Consider the following 17,258-nt stretch of genomic DNA (forward strand, 5'->3'; position numbering starts at 1 on the left):
GTGTTCGACTTTCTGTGAGAGGCGAGCGGCTGCCGGTGCAACCGCGGCGGACGGCGCCACCCGAGGGCGGCGGTCAGGTCAGGTTGGGCAGGAGCCGCATCACTCCGTCGGTCGTCACCCACGCCAGCGCGATCGCGAGGGGGGTCGCGACCACCCACACGTGCACCAGCGACCATCGCTGACGAGCGGCGATGACGCCGAGCGTCAACGCCAGGAGCAGCGCGAGATCGAGGGCGAGCAGGGGCAGCACCCCTGTGTCGATGCCCATCGGCTTCTCCGACTCGGGGACCGTCGGCGGCAGGCCCGACGGTGCGGGGAACGCCGAGGATGCCTCGGCGTCGACGTACACGACCTCGCCCGGCGCGATCGCGCCCAGCCGGCCGCTCCCCTCGGCGGTGACCAGCGTGAGCCGGGACCGTCCGCTCGCGAGGGGCTGGGGCAGCGGGTCGCCGCTGCGACGCAGCGCCTGCACGGTGAACACGACCCGTCCCTGCCCGACGGTCACCTCGATCCGGTCCCCCGGCTCGAGCCGGTCGACGTCGGCGAACGGGCTGCCGTACGTCGCCGCGCGGCCGAGGACGACGGACGTCCCGGCCTGGCCGGGCAGGACCGTGTTGCGGAGATGGCCGGGACCGGCGAGCAGGTCGCCGGAGGCGGTGCCCTCCACGACCACCTGCTGGATCCCCAGCCGCGGGATCTCCAGCAGGGCGACGGGCGCGCCCGGATCGGTGACCGGCCCGACCGGCGCGGTGGCAGCGGCGACCTGCGCGCGGAACTCCCGGTAGAGCAGCGACTGGCTGCGCTCCTGGGCGACGCCGCCGAGCACGAGCATCTGCAGGGCCATCCACAGCGTGACCAGAGCGACCATCGTCGTCGAGGTGCTGACCACCGAGCCCGCCGTCTCGACCCGGCTGGGCGGTCCGGCCGGCCGAGGGGTGCGGGGCGGCCGGGGCGCACGGCGCTGCGGAGACGACCGCCGGAGGCGAAGGCCCCGCCCCGGGGGCGAGGCCGGCGTGACGTCGCCGGCACGGACCTGCGGGTCGTCGAGCGCGGTCATCGGCGACTCCGCAGCACGACGACCCGCGACACGGCGCTGACGACGGAGAACACGAGGCCGAGCACGAGCAGCACCGGCAGCAGCCGGCCGCTCCACTCCGAGGAGACCGCCTTCGTCGGCGGCATCGTGAGCGCCTCGGGTGCGGCGGCGGCCGGGCCCGCAGCGGGTGCGGCGGCGGCCGGCTCGCCGGCGGGGACCGCCTCGGGAGCCCCCGGGGTCACGGTCGCGGACCCCGCCTCCGGCGGCGCGGCCGGCACCTTCTGCTGCTCGATGGCGCGGGCGACCGACTGGGCGCGGTCGTACAGCGCCTTGGTGGCGCCGCTCTTGCGGATCGGCACGAACCCACCGGGCAGCTGACCGTTGCCGCTGCCGGGCCGCTGACCCTCGGAGGTGGCGGTGCGGATGAACTGCGCGACCTTGGCGGCGTCCTCCTTGTCGAGGTTCTGCAGCCGCGCCGCGGTGTAGACGAGCATCGTGCCCGGATAGGCGTTGCCCGCCTTGCGGAGCTCGGCCATGTCCATCTCGAACGGGCCACGTCCGCCCGTGGGCTCGGCCAGCTTCACGGCCGCCGTCAGCGACTCGGTCGTCGGCGTGACGTACCGACCCTTGCGCGTCTCCAGGCCCGCCGTGCGCAGCCCGTAGCGCTGGGCGTCCCCGAGGCTGACCACGCCCAGCATGAGCCGGTGGCCGTAGTGCTGGCGCTCGGTGCGACCGAGCTTGTAGATCGGCGGGTCGACGCTGAGATCGGTGTCGCAGCGCGTCTGCACATTGGGCCACGCGTCGAGCAGCGCCTCGGCGATCTTGCGCAGCGTGGACACCGGCGCGGCGAGGTCGTTGAAGTACGTCGAGGGGTTGTTCGCCTTGCACTCCGTGCCGCCGGTCGGCACGTAGTCGTCGAGCAGTGGCCACTCGTCGCGGGGCAGCTTGATCTTCCTGTACGACGGGTTGACCCGCATCCCCCACGGGTCCGCCTTGCCCTTGACGAACGCCATCGCGTCCTTGTCGCTGGCGAGATACTCCGTGAGCTGACGGATCACGTCGGAGGAGTTCGACAAGGACAGCAGGGCGGCCCCCGCTTCCATCGCCTCGTCGGTGAGGCCCGGGTTGAGGGCGACGAACTCGGGGTCCCGGTTGATGGTCCACGGGTTCTGCTCCATGCCCGGGTGCCCGGCGCCGAAGCTGGACCCGGTGTAGGACTGGGTGATCAGCTTGGCGAGCAGCCGGGCGTTCAGCCGCAGGTCGGTGAACTCCCCGGCGTTGTCCGGCTTGTCGATGATGTAGCCGATGCCGAACCCGGTCAGCGCGACCGGCGCGTAGCCGACCGGATCACCGGTCGCCTCGTACTTCGACGACACCAGCGCGGCGGCGCCGCCGCCCGACGCCATCAGCGAGAAGCCGGCCTGGTCGGGCATCTGGTTGTGCTGGAACTTGAAGCGCTTCTTGTTCAGGCAGTACGCCGGCGCCCACTGCAGCGCGGCCTGGGCCATCAGCTCCGAGCCGTAGAAGCCCGTCGGTGCCCGCGGGTCGAGGATGTCGCAGGTGTCCGGCGGGTCGCCGAACGTGACCGGGATGACGAAGCGGTTGCGCCAGTTGGACTCCGACCACCACAGCAGCGGCGATGCCGCCTGGTCGACGCCGATGCTGGTGAAGTTGCTCGACCCCGGCAGGAACTGTCCGGTACGCCGGCACGACTTCTCGGTCACCGAGAGCTTCGAGGCGTCGTCCGTCGAGGCGGTGTCGCAGCTGAGTCCCACGATCGGGATCACGACGATGGAGCACGCGGTCGCCTTGCTGCACCCCAGCGACTCGTTCTCGACGTCGGTGCGCACCTCGAACTGGACGCTGCCGCCGCCGGCGGCGTCGGTGAAGGCATACATCTCATTGGCCGGCAGGGCGGCGTCCGCGGCCGCCTCGGGCGGCATCGTCTTGGCGTCGCACGCCGGGAAGACGGTCCCGTTGGCCGCGACGAAGGGGACGACCCGGGTGTAGAGCAGACCCGTCCGGTCGATCGTCGGACAGGTGGCGGCGTCCGGCACGGTGCCGTTGCTGGACGAGACCTTCTCCTTGGCCGCGGCGCCGGCGTGCAGGTCCTCGGTCCAGCCGGCGTCACTGCCCGACTTGGAGACCTGGGAGCGCTGCGCGAAGGACGACGTCCAGCACGTCTCCGGCGTGATGGCATCCCCGGTCCCCCGGCATTGGAGCACGACCACCGGATATTCCTGGTTCACACCGCCGGGTCCGAACGGGTCGTTGGCCCGGCCGGCACTGGGCTGGGCCCCGCTCCAGGTGATGCCGACCCGCTCGCGACCACGCAGGTTCTGCGTGTGGTCGGCGTTGACGGTGACCTGCCAGGCACCGCCGGTGTTCGGATCCGAGATCGCGGTCGACGTACCGTCCGCGGCGATGAACTCGCGCTGCATCGACTTCGTCTGGCTCCACGCGTCCCCGGCGACGGCGGCCCGGGGCGTCACGGGCTGCGGCCGTTCGGCGACGGCCGGAGCGGTGACCCCGGTGGCCGCGCTCGCGCCGACGACCAGGGCGACCAGGCCGAGCCGGAGCGCCCGGACCCGACGGGGCCCGCGCCTCATCGGACGGTCCCCCGCGTGGTCAGCCGGCGACGGAGCGCCGCCGCCAGCAGACCGGGCAGGAGCACGAGCGCGAGCAGCTCGAGGACGATCAGCCAGCCGAACGGACGCCGGTCACCGGCGCGGTCGGCCGAGAGCGTGTCGGGCGTCGCGTAGACGTCCTGGGTGCCGCCGGCGACCGGCAGGGCGCCGCTCTCCGCGACCGGGACGTCCTGCCCGGTCGCCGGGTCGACGGCGGCCGGCGGCGCCTCGCCCGCCGGCGGCGCGTCCGCCGCCGGGGCGGTGTCGTCGGTGGCGGGCTCGCCCGTGCCGGTCTCGGTGCCGCACGGGCCGGCGCCCTCCTTGTCGCAGGCGGGCGGCTTCGGGGCCTTCTGGGCGAGCAGGTTCTTGTCGGGGTTCTTGCCGTCGAAGGTCGGGTTGTTGCAGCTCTTGACGTCACGGTCCGTGAGCTCGACGGCGGGGTCGGCCGCCTTCAGCTTCGCGATCTGCTCGAAGCCGGCCTGGACCAGGTTGAGCGGCAGCGACGAGTAGCCGTACGCGCCCGCCTTCGTCTGTCCCGTGCACAGCGAGTAGTACATGAAGTCGGCGAGCGTCTGCCGCTTGGCCGTCGACATCCGCTGGTCGCTGCCCCCGGTCGGCAACAGCATGTAGGAGTACGACGAGATGGGGTACGACCGCGGGTCGTCGTAGGTGTAGACGGCGTCGAGGTTCTGGGTCAGGTAGAGCTGGGACGTGGTGTCCATGTTGATCTTGGCCTGGGTCAGCGCCACCGCGGTGTTGTACTGCGTCGGCTCGACGAAGTAGCCGGCCGCGTTCTTGACCTTCACCACCGGGTAGTTGGCGTTGATCGCGTACGAGTACTCGACGTAGCCGATCATCCCGTTGCCCGAGAACCCCTTGATCGTGTTCATCACCTGGTCCGAGCCGGCCTGGCTGACCATCCGACTGCCCGACTTCTTCGGGTAGTACGACGTGAGGCCGGACCGCCCGAAGTACGGACGCCAGATGCTGGGGTGCTGCTTGTCCATCCACGTCGTGAACTGGGCCGTCGTACCCGAGCCGTCGGAGCGCACGACCGGGATGATCGGCAGCGACGGGAACTTCCGGCCGTTGTTGTCCTTGGCGATGGCGGGGTCGTCCCAGTTGGTGATCTGGTTGGTGAAGATCTTGGCCAGCGTCTCCCCCGACAGGCGGAGGTTCTTGACCTGCTGGTTGCCGATCTTGAGCTGGTAGGTGAAGGCCGTGCCGCCGGCGACGATCGGCAGGTAGGCGTACTGCCGGCCCTGGCTGGTGTCGGCCTGCCCCTGCTCGTCGGTGCCCTGGTAGGGGATCTCGGAGATCGCGAAGTCGACGCTGTTGTTGGCGAAGTCCTTGCGCCCCTTGGTCGACCCGCCGCCGGTGTAGACGACCTTCATGCCGTTGGCGTTCACGTCGGCGATCCACTGCTGGACGATCAGCTCCGACCAGGTCGACCCGGTGCCCTCGATCTGGGCGTAGGGAACGGCGGCATGGGCGGCGAGCGGGACGCTGACGCCGCAGACCAGTGCCACCAGGGCCGCCACGAGGCGCTTCACGGGTTCTCCTTCACGGGACGGGTCCGCGCCGTCGAGGACGGCCGGGTCTTCTTCGCCTTCTTGGGCCGCGCCACGAGGCGGGCCAGGACGAACAGGAACAGCACGAGACCGAGCAGCACCGTCGCGGCGGCGAACGCACGCGTGATGGCCTGGGGCTCGCCGCTGCGGACGGTGGTGTAGATGTAGAGCGGCAGCGAGTTCATGACCCCGTCGGTCGGCCCGACGACCATGAACGCGGCCGCGCCGGAGGTGAGCAGCACCGGCGAGGTCTCCCCCACGCCGCGCGCGACACCGAGGATGACGGCGGTCGCGAGCCCCGGCCGGGCGGTCGGCAGCACGACGTGCCACACGGTCCGCCACCGGCTCGCGCCCAGCGCCAACCCGGCCTCGCGCAGGTTGCCCGGGACGACGCGCAGCACCACGTCGGCTGCCCGCGCCACGATCGGCAGCATCATCACCGCGAGCGCGAGCGCGGCGGCGAGGCCGGAGCGGGGCCAGCCCGCCACCACGATGACCGTGGTGTAGACGAACAGGCCGGCGACGACCGACGGCAGCGCGGTCATCGCCTCGACGATGGTGCGCACGAGCACCGCGAAGCGTCCGCCGACCTCGGTCATGAAGATGGCCGTGCCGATGCCGAGCGGCAGCACGATGACCAGCGCGATCCCGATCTCGATCATCGAGCCGACCGCCGCGTGGGCGATGCCGCCCATGTCGAACGGGTCCTTCGGGCCGACGCCGGCCATGTCGTCGACGAAGAAGTTGCCGTGCAGCAGGGGGCGCCACCCGCGCAGCACGATGAACACCAGGGTGCTCACGAGGGCCGCGCCGACGACGAGGGCACCGCCCGTGACGACGGCGGCCGCCACCCGGTCCCGCACCTCGACGATCGACACGGTCAGGGCCGAGAGCACGGCCGTGACGACCAGGCCGAGGACGAACCAGGCGACGAGGAACCAGGCGGGACCGGGCAGCGGGAGCAGGCGCTGCGTGACCAGCCAGGCCATGCCCAGCGCCGAGGCCCACGCGCCCCACCGGACGAATCGCTCGTCGAGGCTGGGCCGGCCCAGGGCGGGCCGCGGCAGCGGGGGCGGCGCGTCCTCGTCGTACGACGGCAGCACGGTGGTGCCGCGCGGCTCGAACTGCGCGCCGCGCGGCGAGGTGACCGGTGACGTGCTCATGTCAGGCCTCCGCCCCGGCACCCGAGCGGCTGCGGTTGACGACGACGGCGGCCAGGGTGTTGACGCCCAGGGTGATGACGAAGAGCACGAACCCGGCCGCCAGGAGCGCGGAGAGCTGGCTCGCGCTCGCGTCGCCGAACCGGCCGGCGATGAGCGCACTGACGCTGTTGGTGCCGATCTCGAGCGGGCGGAACTTCAGGTCGAAGGCCGGCGAGATGATGAGCAGGACCGCGATCGTCTCGCCCAGCGCCCGACCGAGCGCGAGCATGGTGCCGCCGATGATGCCGCCGCGACCGAACGGCAGCACGACGGTGCGGATCATGCCCCAGCGGGTCGCGCCGAGCGCGAGCGCGGCCTCCTTCTCGCCCGGCGGGGTCTGGCTGAAGACCTGGCGCATGACCGCGCAGGCCATCGGCAGCACCATCATCGCCACGGCGATGCCGGCGCAGAACGCGCTCGCGGTGTAGCGGCTGGCGTCCCAGATCGCGGCGTCCGGATCGGTGTCCTTCACGTCGAAGATCGGGATCCAGCCGAGGTGCCGCTGCAGGAAGGTGGCGAATGCCGCGGCATGGGGCATCACGAGGAAGAAGCCCCACAGGCCGTAGACGATGGACGGGATCGCGGCCATCAGGTCGACGAGCGACACCAGTGTCGAGCGCAGCGCCGCGGGCGCGTACTCGGAGATGTACAGCGCGGTCAGCAGCGCGAGCGGGAAGGCGATCACCATCGCGACGAGGGCGATCTGCAGCGTCCCGGCGAGCACGGCCGCGATGCCGAGCACGTCGGCCTCGGGGAGCCAGTCGGACTCGGTGAAGAACCGCCAGCCGTACCGCCGCAGGGTCGGGAACGCCTGCCAGCCGAGGAACAGGCCGACCCCGCCGGTGATGACCAGCACCGAAGCGCCGATCGCCCGGGAGACGTTGACGAAGACGGCGTCGGCACCCGTGGATCGTCGGGAGATCCGGCGCGGCTGCGCCTCGGGCGCGCCCGGATCGGCAAGGGGCAGGCTGGTCACACGTCGTCCTCAGTCGTGGCCACCCGAGAAGGCCGTCTCGTGGCAGCGCGGAGCCGCGCCACCACGGGGAACGGTGGCGGGGGTCCGCGACCAACCGGGGTGCGGTCGGTGAACGGCACGGGAACGGTGCTGGCGACTTTGCTGAAATCAGCCGGCCGGCGGGGTGCGGAGCGTCCGGGACCGCCGTCAGGCGGTGGGATCGGCCACCCGGCCGACGAAGAGCGGGGTGCGGTGCGCGACGTCGTGGACGACGAAGAGGAAGGGCCGGTCGACGACGAACTCCTCGGTGACGACCGCGCTCTCGGTGCGCATGACGACCGCCGTCGCCGCGGCGGCCTCGGTGCCCTCCTCGTCCACCGCGATGAAGCCCTGGTGGAGCACGGCGGCGATGTAGAGGAAGAGGTCCTCGTCGGTCATCGCGGAGAAGTCCGCGCGACGGTCGTCGAACGCGGTGGGCATGCCGAGCGCCTCGAGGACGTCCCCGAGCGGTGCCTGGGTCCGGAAGGTCCACCGCGGGAGGCTGAGGTCGACGGCCCCGGGCACGGCGCCGTCCAGCAGGCCGGCGAAGCCGCCGTCGGCGACGGCGGCCTCGATCCTGTCGAACGCGCCGTCGTCGGGCAGGACGACGGTCATCGCGAGCCGCTGTCCGGCGTACGGCACGACGGCCGCCCGGAAGCCGTCGCCCGTGACAAGCCCTCCGGCCAGGTCCGGGCGGCGCATCCGGTCCACCTCGACCTCGCTCCCGTCGCGGCGACGGAAGAGGCCGGGCGCGGTCAGCTCCTTCTCGAAGGGCTGCTCCCACGGCGCCTTGAGATAGACCGCGTTGACCAGCACCAGCCGGGTCAGCTCGTCGAGCACGCCCTCGGGCACCAGGTCGACGATCCGGTCGCGGGTGCGCTCCTCGACCCAGGCGTTGATCAGCAGCCGCGCCCGCTCGGTCGCGGTCTCGAAGTCGACGGCGCGGATCGGCGCGGCGTACTCCTTGGCCAGCAGGTCCAGGAAGTCGGCCGACCAGCCGACGCCCCGCTGGCCGAAGATCTGGTTGGCGGTCTCCAGCGCCAGCTCGGCCGACGAGCCGTCGGCACGCTGCTGGCTCCCCGCCAGGCCCTCGACGTGCGTCGTGAGGGCGTTCACGCCGCGGTGCCAGCGGTCGCCGAGGTCACCGACGCCGAGCACGGTCCGCATCTCCTGCGCGGTCGACCCCGCCGCGCCGGTGAGCGTCATGCCCAGCGCGACCACGACGGAGTACGGCGAGAGCACCAGGTTGCCCTCGGTGGTCGCCAGGGCGGCGTACAGGCGCCCCGCGAAGCGGTCGAGCCCGGTGACGACGCCGGCCACCAGGCTGGGGTCGCCCGCGGCCCGGCGCGCGTCGGAGGAGACCAGCTCGATGCCGTCGGGGTCCGGCGCCGGGTCCGGGCCGGCGTCGGAGCGGTCCCCGTCGGTGCAGGCGGCGAGGGCGCCGACGGCGAGCGCGCCGAGTCCGAGCTGGAGGGTGGCGCGACGGGCGAGAGCGGTCATGCCCGGTACGACGCGGGCCCGGGAGGTTCGGTTCCCGCGGCGACGCTTGGGGTCAGGAGGTCGGCGGCCCGACGACCAGCGCGAGCCCGGTCAGCACCGCGACGGCGACCACGCCGACGCCGAGTCCGCGCAGCGGGTTGGCCAGCAGCCAGGCGACGCCGCGGTCCGGGAGCGAGCGGGTCGCGCCGGCGGGCAGCCGCCACTCGTCGCCGAGCCAGCCCTTGCGCACGGCCCACCACTCCAGCGGCAGCGTCACCAGCGGCGGGATCGCGGCGAGCAGGGCGAGCAGGCCCCGGCCGGCCGACCAGCGGCGGTCGACCCAGACGACCACGGTCGTCACGACATAGGCCACGAAGACGACGCCGTGCAGCATCCCGAAGACCCGGACGCCGGCCTCGGTGGTCTCGGTGACGTACTTGAGGAACATGCCGAGCAGGAGCCCGGTCCAGGTGATCGCCTCGGCGATCGCGACCGTGCGGAACAGGCGGGTCGGGGTGCTCGCGCGGGGCTTGCTCACGGGTCCCGAGCGTACCCGTGTGACCCAGGTCGCCCGGTGCCGGTCAGGCCCCGAAGCGGCGCTCGCGCTGGGCGTAGGCGCGGATCGCGCGCAGGAAGTCGACGCGGCGGAAGTCGGGCCAGTAGGCCTCGCAGAAGTAGAACTCCGACTTCGCGCTCTGCCACAGCAGGAAGCCGCCCAACCGCTGCTCGCCCGACGTCCGGATGACGAGGTCCGGGTCGGGCTGGCCCTTGGTGTAGAGGTGCTCCTCGATGTGCTCGATGTCGATCTGCTGGGCCAGCATCTCCAGCGGCGTCCCGAGCGCGGCGTGCTCGGTGAGCAGGGAGCGGACCGCGTCGGCGATCTCGCGGCGCCCGCCGTAGGCCACGGCGACGTTGACGATCATCCCCTCGATGTCGACCGTCGCCTCGGCCGCGGCCTTGAGCCGCTTGGCGGTGCTGGCCGGGAGCAGGTCGAGGGCGCCGACCGGGTGCAGCCGCCAGCGCCGCTGGTCGGCCAGCGAGTCGACGGCGTCGGCGATGATCTCCAGCAGCGGTTCGAGCTCGTCGGCCGGACGGTTGAGGTTGTCGGTCGACAGCAGCCAGAGGGTGACCACCTCGATGCCGACCTCGTCGCACCAGCCCAGCAGCGGCTCGATGTTGGCCGCGCCCGCCCGGTGCCCGTGCGCGGTGTCGCGCCCGACCGCCTTCGCCCAGCGCCGGTTGCCGTCGAGCATCACCCCGATGTGCTTGGGCAGGTTGTCGGGCATCCGGCGAAGCATGCGTGCCTCGTACGCCGGGTAGAGCACCCTGCGCACGCCTCGCTTCCAGTCCGCCACATTCCGATGTTAGCCGGGCTACCGGCCTTCCCACGCGGCTGACACGATGAGCAGCACAACCACGGCCTCCGGGCCGCGGCCCCCGACCCCGATGACAGATAGGACGACCATGACTGCAGCCGCCTGGCACCCGGACCCGACCGGCCGCCACGAGCTCCGCTACTGGGACGGCTCCCAGTGGACCGATCACGTGTCCGACCAGGGCGTCCAGTCGACCTCGCCGCTCTACCCGAGCGCCGAGCCGACCGCCGACGCGGGCGGCACCGACGCGGACGGCACCGACGCGGGCGGCACCGACGCGGGCGGCACCGACGCGGGCGGCACCGGGTCGGGCGGCGACGTGTGGGTCGGCGGTCAGGAGGCGTCCGCCGAGACCGGGTCGGGCGGGCCCGCGGAGCCGGCGTTCTCGTTCGACACCGAGACCGCGGTCGCGTCCCCGGCCGAGCAGGCGCAGCCGGCCCAGTCTTACCAGCAGGCGCAGCCCTACCAGCAGGCCCAGCCCACCGGCCAGCCCCTGGGCGGGTACGCCGCGCAGGCGGTGCCGGCCGACGCGTTCAGCGGCATCTCCGGTGAGCTGATCGACGGCCGGTTCAGCGAGATCGACGGCGCGGGGGCGATCCTGCAGAACAAGCGCCTCCTCCGCGTGCGGATCACCGAGCCGTTCATGGCCAAGCAGGGCGCGATGGTCGCCTACCAGGGCAACGTCAACTTCAACTACCAGGGCGGCGGCGCCGCGAAGTTCCTCAAGAAGGCCTTCACCGGCGAGGGCCTGTCCCTGATGCGGGTCGAGGGCCAGGGCGACGTCTTCCTCGCCGACGGCGCGCACGAGGTCCACATCCTCCACCTCAACAACAGCGGTCTGTCCGTCAACGGCCAGAACGTCCTCGCCTTCTCCGCGGCGCTGGAGTGGAACGTCGAGCGGGTCAAGGGCGGCAGCATGGCCGCGGGCGGCCTGTTCAACACGACCCTGCGCGGCACCGGCTGGGTCGCGATCACCACCGACGGCGACCCGGTCGTGCTCAACCCCGGCGAGGCGCCGACCTTCGCCGACGCCAACGCGCTCGTCGCCTGGTCGACGCACCTGCAGACCTCGATCCGCTCGACCTTCACCGCCGGCGCCCTCATCGGCCGCGGCTCGGGCGAGGCGTTCCAGGTCGCCTTCCAGGGCCAGGGCTTCGTGATCGTGCAGCCGTCGGAGGGTGGCGTCGTCCCTCCGCACACGCACTGACCGCTCGGGGCGCGCAACCCCCGATCGGCCTGTCCCGGCGGCCGGACGAGCGTGAGATCACGCCCGTCCGGCCGTCGTGGCGTTCGGTGCCCGCCGGTATCCTCGGCGCATGAACCAGGCCCTCCACCACGCGAACGACAAGGTCCGCGCCCGGCTGGACGACCTCGGGGATCAGATCAGTGAGAAGGTCGCTGAGATCAAGCCCAAGCTCCGGGGCTGGATCCACCTCGTCTCGACGCCCCTCGTCCTGGCCGCCGGCATCGTCTTGATCTGCCTCTCGCCGACCGCGACCACCCGGGTCGGCTCGGCGCTGTACGCCGGCTCGGCGCTGCTGCTCTTCGGCATCTCCGCGCTCTACCACCGCGGCACGTGGTCGCCGAAGGTGTGGACCGTCCTCAACCGGTTCGACCACTCGAACATCTTCTTGTTCATCGCCGGCTCCTACACCCCGTTCGCCCTGATCCTGCTCGACGGCGCGTCCCGGGTCGTGATGCTGGCGACCGTGTGGACCGGCGCCCTGCTCGGCATCGCGTTCAAGCTGTTCTGGCCGGGCGCGCCGCGCTGGCTGTCGGCGCCGATCTACATCGCGCTCGGCTGGGCGGCGATCTTCTTCATCCCGGCCTTCTTCGAGGGCGCCACGGCGCTCGGGCTCGGCATCGGGATCGCGATCTTCGTGCTCATCGCGGTCGGCGGCGCGCTCTACACGATGGGCGGGCTGGTCTACGGCTTCAAGTGGCCCAACCCGGCGCCGCGGGTCTTCGGCTTCCACGAGATCTTCCACGGCTTCACCATCGCCGCGTTCGTGACGCACTACGTCGGGGTCTCGCTGGCGACGTACTCGCTGCGCTGAGCGAGGTGGGGCCGGTTCACCTACCGGATCTGTCGCGATCCGGCCCGTTGGACGACGAATTCGGTCGTTGCGCCGCACGTCAGGAGCGCGAGAGGAGCATCAGCACCTCCGCGTGCGGGGTCTGCGGGAACATGTCGAGCAGCCGCGCCCGCACCGGCCGGTACGACGCCAGCTCGCCCAGGTCGCGCGCCAGCGTCGTGGGGTTGCAGCTGGAGTAGAGCACGTGCTCCGCGCCCGACTCCTCCAGTCGCCGGGCGAGGGCCGTCCCCAGGCCGCGTCGCGGCGGGTTCACCACGACCAGGTCGGCCTCCGCGAGCAGCGCGGCGTGCTCCGGGGCGGTGGCGTCGCCCACGGCGAAGTCGGTCGCGCCCGGCAGGCCGGCCTCGGCGCGGGAGCGCTCCGCACTGGCGATCGCGTCGGCGCTGATCTCGATGCCGGTCACCCGGCGTCCCGGACCGGCGAGGTGCAGCGCGAATCCGCCGACGCCGCAGTAGAGGTCCACCACGCGGCGCGGCGCGAGCTCGGTCGCCCAGGCCGCCGCCTCGGCGTACAGGGCCGCTGCCACGACGGTGTTGGTCTGGAAGAAGCTGCGCGGTCGCAGGTGCAGGGTCACGTCGCCGAGCCGCATCGGGAGGGTGTCCGCGTCCGTGAGGACGATCTCGCGGTCGCCCTCGATGACGGCGCGGTGCTCGGGCTGCACGTTCAGGGTGAGCACGCGGATCGCCGGCAGCAGCTCGCGCAGCCAGGGCAGGTGCTTGCGGACCCGCGCCTCGACGGCGGTCGAGCGCACCACCAGACGCACCATCAGCTCGCCCGCGGGCGATTCCGTGACGAGCACGTGCTTGAGCTCGCCGCGGCGGCTGACAGGCTCCGCCGACGCCACGTCGTACGGCGTCAGGTCGGCGCGCCGCACCAGGTCCGCCAGCACGGGGAGGGCGGCCGCGATGCCCGGCAGGTGCAGGGCGCAGTCACGCAGGTCGACGCCCGCACCGTCCGGCCCGAGGATCCCGAGAGTGGGGCGCTCCGCGGTGCCGCCGACGACCATCTTGGCCTTGTTGCGGAAGCCCGCCGCGGGGCTGGGCACCGGCGGCAGCCAGGCGAGGCCCGGCCGGTCGACGAGGGCGCGCGCCGCCGCCTCCTTGCCGGCCAACTGGGCGTCGTACGCCTGCCCGAGCCAGGCGCAGGACCGGCACTCCCCCGCCGCGAAGTGGGCGCAGTCGAGCACGGCGAGACCCATGGCTCCCATCGTAGGCGGGGCACCTCCTCTAGGCTGCGGCCGTGCCGTCCTCGCTCGAGAAGGTCCAGGCCGCACCGGTCCTCGCCACCGTGCGCCGCCTCGAGCAGCGGATCGAGGCGCGCTTCCCCGGGCGCGGCCTGCACCGCGTCGCCGGGGAGCTGGCGACGCTCGTGGGGACCGTGGCGTCCTCGACGGCGACAGTGCGAGGCCGGCGGTCGTGGCTGCGCCCGCTGTCGAGGTTCGGGATCGTCGCGGTCCTGCTGGTCACCGGCACGGTGCTGGTCCTCGCCGCCCGGGCCGCCGTCGCGGACGCGCCGGACGACGGACTGGCCTGGATCCCGCTGCTGGAGAGCACGGTCAACGACCTGGTGTTCGCCGCCCTGGCGATCTGGTTCCTCTACTCCGTCCCCGAGCGGCTGCAGCGCTCGAGCCTGCTCGAGCTGCTCCATCGGCTGCGGTCGATGGCCCACATCGTCGACATGCACCAGCTGACCAAGGACCCCGAGCGGCTCCGCTCGGAGTTCACGCCGACGGACGCGAGCGTGCGGATGGACCTCACGTCCGAGCAGCTGGAGCACTACCTGGACTACTGCTCGGAGCTCCTGAGCCTCATCGGCAAGACCGCCGCGCTGTGCGCCGAGGCGTCCCGTGACCCGGTCGTGCTCGACACGGTCAGCACCGTCGAGACGCTGACCGTGTCGCTGGAGCGCAAGATCTGGCAGAAGATCGCGGTCCTCAACCACCACCGCGGGTCGTCGCCCGCGAGCTAGTGTCCCGTCACTGGTGCCGAGCCACCGGGTCAGCGGGACAGCCCGAGGAGGGCCCGGGTCGCGGTGCTGTCGAGGACCGGACGCTGGGCGATCCGGGCCAGCGCGACGGCACGGTCGACGAGCTGGGCGTTGTCCCGCACCGGCTCGTCGCGCGAGAACCGCAGCACGTCCTCCATGCCGACGCGCAGGTGTCCGCCGAGGGCGAGCGTCGTCAGCATGACCGGAAGCGTGCTGCGTCCGATGCCGGTCGCCGACCACGATGCGCCCGCGGGCAGCTGCGCCCGGGCCGCGAGCAGGGCCTCGGGCGTGCCTGGCATCCCGCCGGGCACACCCATCACCAGGTTGCAGTGGACGACGCCCTGCCGTGGCGGACCGTGCCGGTCGAGGAGCCGGTGGAGGGTCGCGACGTGGCCGAGGTCGAAGCACTCGAACTCGGGCAGGACGTCGTTCTCGAGCATCGCCAGGTAGAGACGCTCGACGAAGGGATAGGGGTTGCGGAAGATCTCGTCGCCGAAGTTCACGCTGCCGCAGGTCAGCGAGCAGGACTCCGGTTGCAGGCCGACCACGGCCATCCGGTCCTCGAAGCTGTCGCGCACCCCACCGCCCGTGGAGAGCTGGACGACCAGGTCGGTGTGCTCGCGCACGCCGTGCATGATCTCGGTGAGGATGCCGCGGTCGAGGCTGGACGCTCCCGAGCGGTCGCGGCCGTGGATGTGGACGAGGCTCGCGCCGGCACGCTCGGACGCCACTGCCTGGGCGACGATCTCGTCGGGCTGGAGCGGGATGCCGGGGTTGTCGTCGTAGCCGGACTCGGCGCCGGTGGGCGCCACGGTGATGAAGACCTCGCTCACCCCTGCTCCCCCGGTACGACGAGGATGCCGATCGCCTCCGTCACGAGGATCTTCTCGTCGAGCAGCACCGACCCGGACTCGCGCGTGCTGGCGTCGGCACGGGCGGTCACGTGACAGGTGAGCTCGAGCCGTCGGCTGCGGCGACCGAACTCGACCGCGCGCCCGGTCACCTCGACGATGTCGCCCGCATAGACGGGCGCGAGGAAGCCCACGGACTCGTAGCCCGCGAGCAGGCCCTCGTCGCCGTCGGTCGCGATGCTGATCTCCGTGGCGACCTCGCCGAACAGGCGAAGCACGAAGGCGCCGTCGGCGAGGCCGCCGGCGTAGTGGGCGTCGCCGTGCGAGACGTAGCGACGGTGGGTGACGGTGCTCATGGGGTTCCTGTCGATCGTGCGGGAGCGGCGCTGCGGGAGTCGAAGAACTCCAGGACCGCCGGATACTGGCGAGCCAGCTCGATCGCCAGCTCGGCGTGGCCGGGCACATAGCCCGAGCCGATGAAGAGGTCGAGGTCGAGGGTGAGCGCCTCGGCGCCCAGCGCCACCGCGGCGAACTCCGTGGCCATGGAGAAGTAGACGACGGCGCCGCCGGAGCGGGTCGCCAGGAGCGGGGCGTGCTCGCAGCCCGGCTGGTTGACGCACACCAGGGTGACGTCGGCGAGCGGCCCGCGTGCCAGGAGCTCGGCGCGCAGCGCCAGGGGATGTCGGGCGTCGGCGACGATGACCTCGTCGAACAGGTCGCGTCCCCGGAGGTCCTCGGCCTCGTCCTCGAAGGGCACCACCGCCTGCACCCACACCCCCACCCGGCGCGCGGCGGCGGCACTGAGCACCGCGCTCTTGCCGCCACCGAGGACGAGGAGCCGCTCGGCGTGGCCGACCAGCAATGGTCGCTGGAGCGTGCGCAGGGTCAGGGCCGGCGCGCCGGCGACGTCGAAGATGGACAGGGCGGTCGGCTCGGCGAGGTCGTCGGGGAGCCGGACGAGCACGCCGTCACCGAACACGACCGCGCGGCCGCGGGTCGGGATGATCTCGGAGCGTCCGTCCCATCCGTCGAGGTCGTCGTCGAGCGCCAGCGGCGTCGCCGTGAGCGACACCAGCGTCGCCACCCGGTCGCCGACGGCGAAGCCGCTCGAGGCGCCGGTCTCCGCGACCCGTCCGATGAGCATGCCGCCGGAGCCGGTGACCGGGTTGTGCATCTTGCCGCGCGATCGGACGATCCCCGCGACCTCGGCCCGCATCCGCGCGACGTCGCCCCCGGTCGCCGTACGGATCTGGTGGAAGCTGGCCGCGTCGAGATTGAGGTCGGACACCTCGATGGCGACCTCGTCGTCCCGGAGCGGGCCGCGCACGTCGAGCACCCGCGCCGCCTGGGGCAGCGCGTCGGCCGGCTCGACCACGCGCGCGGCACCGAACGGGAGTGGGGGCACGGCTGCAGTCATCGCTGTTCTCGCCTTCGTCGTGTCTTCTGTGCTCGAAGCGCGTTCGCGCACAGGTCGGTGTAGAGATCGACCAGCTCCGCGAGCTCGATGGGCCCCTCGGGCCGGTACCAGTGAGCGACACCGGTGCACATCTCGATCAGTGCCCGCGCCGCCACGGCGACGTTCTTGACCTGGAAGTCGTCCGCGGCCCTGCCGGCCTCGATCGTGCGGCGCCAGATCGCCTCGTACTGGTCGCGGTAGCCGACGACCTTCTCCTTCTGCTCCTCGCTGAGCGCGCGGATCTCGGTGTCGCTCACGATGCACAGCAGTCGCTGCTCGGTGTGGATCCGGACGTGCACCTCGACGAGCGCGGCCAGCTGGTCGACCGGCTTGGCGACCTCCAGGAGGGCGAGCTCGGCGTCACGCAGCAGCGTGACGATGTTCTCGGTCAGCATCCCGACGAGGAGATCCTCCTTGTTCGACATGTAGTGGTAGAGCGTCGCCAGGGAGACTCCCGCCTCCTGGGCGATCAGGCGGATGCCGGTCCCGCTGAACCCCACCGTGCTGAACAGGTGCAGCGCGGCGTTGCGGATCGCGGCCTGGGTCGACTCGTGCGCAGCGTCCTTCACGCCGATCAGCCTCCT

16 protein-coding genes are annotated in these 17,258 nt (G+C 72.3%); 3 read left to right on the plus strand and 13 right to left on the minus strand.

What is annotated here, in order from left to right; genetic code table 11:
* Positions 1-73: 73 nt before the first annotated feature.
* From ACPZVR_RS13080 to ACPZVR_RS13115, 8 genes are all read right to left on the minus strand, one after another.
* Positions 74-1,057, minus strand: a complete 984-nt coding sequence (locus tag ACPZVR_RS13080; protein ID WP_436700037.1) for a sortase — start codon at positions 1,055-1,057, stop codon at positions 74-76.
* Positions 1,054-3,645: a hypothetical protein gene (locus ACPZVR_RS13085; RefSeq protein WP_436700038.1), complete on the minus strand. Its 2,592-nt coding sequence runs from the start codon at positions 3,643-3,645 to the stop codon at positions 1,054-1,056. The genes ACPZVR_RS13080 and ACPZVR_RS13085 overlap by 4 nt, the downstream gene beginning before the upstream one ends.
* Positions 3,642-5,216, minus strand: a complete 1,575-nt coding sequence (locus ACPZVR_RS13090; RefSeq protein WP_436700039.1) for a phosphate ABC transporter substrate-binding protein PstS — start codon at positions 5,214-5,216, stop codon at positions 3,642-3,644. The genes ACPZVR_RS13085 and ACPZVR_RS13090 overlap by 4 nt, the downstream gene beginning before the upstream one ends.
* Entirely contained in the window at positions 5,213-6,397 is a 1,185-nt protein-coding gene (pstA, locus tag ACPZVR_RS13095) for a phosphate ABC transporter permease PstA (protein ID WP_436700040.1), read from the minus strand. Before pstA ends, ACPZVR_RS13090 begins: the two co-directional genes overlap by 4 nt.
* A 1-nt stretch (position 6,398) precedes the next feature.
* Positions 6,399-7,412: a phosphate ABC transporter permease subunit PstC gene (gene pstC / locus ACPZVR_RS13100; RefSeq protein ID WP_436700041.1), complete on the minus strand. Its 1,014-nt coding sequence runs from the start codon at positions 7,410-7,412 to the stop codon at positions 6,399-6,401.
* Between the two features lie 186 nt (positions 7,413-7,598).
* On the minus strand, positions 7,599-8,930 hold the full coding sequence (locus ACPZVR_RS13105; RefSeq protein ID WP_436700042.1) for a serpin family protein: 1,332 nt from the start codon (positions 8,928-8,930) through the stop codon (positions 7,599-7,601).
* A gap of 52 nt (positions 8,931-8,982) precedes the next feature.
* Entirely contained in the window at positions 8,983-9,447 is a 465-nt protein-coding gene (locus tag ACPZVR_RS13110; RefSeq protein WP_436700043.1) for a DUF3817 domain-containing protein, read from the minus strand.
* Between the two features lie 43 nt (positions 9,448-9,490).
* Positions 9,491-10,264, minus strand: a complete 774-nt coding sequence (locus ACPZVR_RS13115; protein ID WP_436700044.1) for an isoprenyl transferase — start codon at positions 10,262-10,264, stop codon at positions 9,491-9,493.
* A 109-nt stretch (positions 10,265-10,373) separates the two neighbouring features.
* On the opposite strand from ACPZVR_RS13115, the gene ACPZVR_RS13120 reads away from it, so the two are divergent.
* Positions 10,374-11,492: an AIM24 family protein gene (locus ACPZVR_RS13120; RefSeq protein WP_436700045.1), complete on the plus strand. Its 1,119-nt coding sequence runs from the start codon at positions 10,374-10,376 to the stop codon at positions 11,490-11,492.
* Positions 11,493-11,601: 109 nt separating this feature from the next.
* Positions 11,602-12,342, plus strand: a complete 741-nt coding sequence (gene trhA / locus ACPZVR_RS13125) for a PAQR family membrane homeostasis protein TrhA (RefSeq protein WP_436700046.1) — start codon at positions 11,602-11,604, stop codon at positions 12,340-12,342.
* Between the two features lie 79 nt (positions 12,343-12,421).
* Here trhA and rlmC read toward each other — a convergent pair whose 3' ends face one another.
* Complete coding sequence (gene rlmC, locus ACPZVR_RS13130; RefSeq protein WP_436700047.1) at positions 12,422-13,579, minus strand: 23S rRNA (uracil(747)-C(5))-methyltransferase RlmC; 1,158 nt, start codon at positions 13,577-13,579, stop codon at positions 12,422-12,424.
* Between the two features lie 41 nt (positions 13,580-13,620).
* Between rlmC and ACPZVR_RS13135 the strand changes: the two genes are divergently transcribed.
* Positions 13,621-14,349, plus strand: coding sequence for a hypothetical protein (locus tag ACPZVR_RS13135; RefSeq protein ID WP_436700048.1), 729 nt, complete (start codon positions 13,621-13,623; stop codon positions 14,347-14,349).
* A gap of 29 nt (positions 14,350-14,378) precedes the next feature.
* On the opposite strand, the gene ACPZVR_RS13140 is transcribed toward ACPZVR_RS13135, so the two are convergent.
* From ACPZVR_RS13140 to ACPZVR_RS13155, 4 genes are read right to left on the minus strand one after another with little or no spacing between them, the layout of a single operon-like run.
* Complete coding sequence (locus ACPZVR_RS13140; protein WP_436700049.1) at positions 14,379-15,200, minus strand: beta-keto acid cleavage family enzyme; 822 nt, start codon at positions 15,198-15,200, stop codon at positions 14,379-14,381.
* Positions 15,197-15,574 carry a hotdog domain-containing protein gene (locus ACPZVR_RS13145; protein WP_436700050.1) on the minus strand — a complete coding sequence of 126 codons (378 nt, stop codon included), beginning with the start codon at positions 15,572-15,574 and terminating at the stop codon, positions 15,197-15,199. The genes ACPZVR_RS13140 and ACPZVR_RS13145 overlap by 4 nt, the downstream gene beginning before the upstream one ends.
* Positions 15,571-16,635 (minus strand): L-erythro-3,5-diaminohexanoate dehydrogenase, encoded by a 1,065-nt coding sequence (kdd, locus tag ACPZVR_RS13150; RefSeq protein ID WP_436700051.1) that lies wholly within the window; start codon positions 16,633-16,635, stop codon positions 15,571-15,573. Before kdd ends, ACPZVR_RS13145 begins: the two co-directional genes overlap by 4 nt.
* Positions 16,632-17,243: a TetR/AcrR family transcriptional regulator gene (locus ACPZVR_RS13155; RefSeq protein ID WP_436700052.1), complete on the minus strand. Its 612-nt coding sequence runs from the start codon at positions 17,241-17,243 to the stop codon at positions 16,632-16,634. The genes kdd and ACPZVR_RS13155 overlap by 4 nt, the downstream gene beginning before the upstream one ends.
* Positions 17,244-17,258 lie beyond the last annotated feature (15 nt).

This window comes from Nocardioides segetis, from assembly GCF_051390595.1.
Lineage (GTDB): Bacteria > Actinomycetota > Actinomycetes > Propionibacteriales > Nocardioidaceae > Nocardioides.

Bases quoted from the DNA above. Each gene is read 5' to 3' on its own strand.
- ACPZVR_RS13085 (WP_436700038.1), bottom strand. From the start codon at position 3,645: ATGAGGCGCGGGCCCCGTCGGGTCCGGGCGCTCCGGCTCGGCCTGGTC.
- ACPZVR_RS13080 (WP_436700037.1), bottom strand. From the start codon at position 1,057: ATGACCGCGCTCGACGACCCGCAGGTCCGTGCCGGCGACGTCACGCCG.
- trhA (WP_436700046.1), top strand. From the start codon at position 11,602: ATGAACCAGGCCCTCCACCACGCGAACGACAAGGTCCGCGCCCGGCTG.
- ACPZVR_RS13145 (WP_436700050.1), bottom strand. From the start codon at position 15,574: ATGAGCACCGTCACCCACCGTCGCTACGTCTCGCACGGCGACGCCCAC.
- pstA (WP_436700040.1), bottom strand. From the start codon at position 6,397: ATGAGCACGTCACCGGTCACCTCGCCGCGCGGCGCGCAGTTCGAGCCG.
- ACPZVR_RS13120 (WP_436700045.1), top strand. From the start codon at position 10,374: ATGACTGCAGCCGCCTGGCACCCGGACCCGACCGGCCGCCACGAGCTC.
- rlmC (WP_436700047.1), bottom strand. From the start codon at position 13,579: ATGGGTCTCGCCGTGCTCGACTGCGCCCACTTCGCGGCGGGGGAGTGC.
- ACPZVR_RS13105 (WP_436700042.1), bottom strand. From the start codon at position 8,930: ATGACCGCTCTCGCCCGTCGCGCCACCCTCCAGCTCGGACTCGGCGCG.
- kdd (WP_436700051.1), bottom strand. From the start codon at position 16,635: ATGACTGCAGCCGTGCCCCCACTCCCGTTCGGTGCCGCGCGCGTGGTC.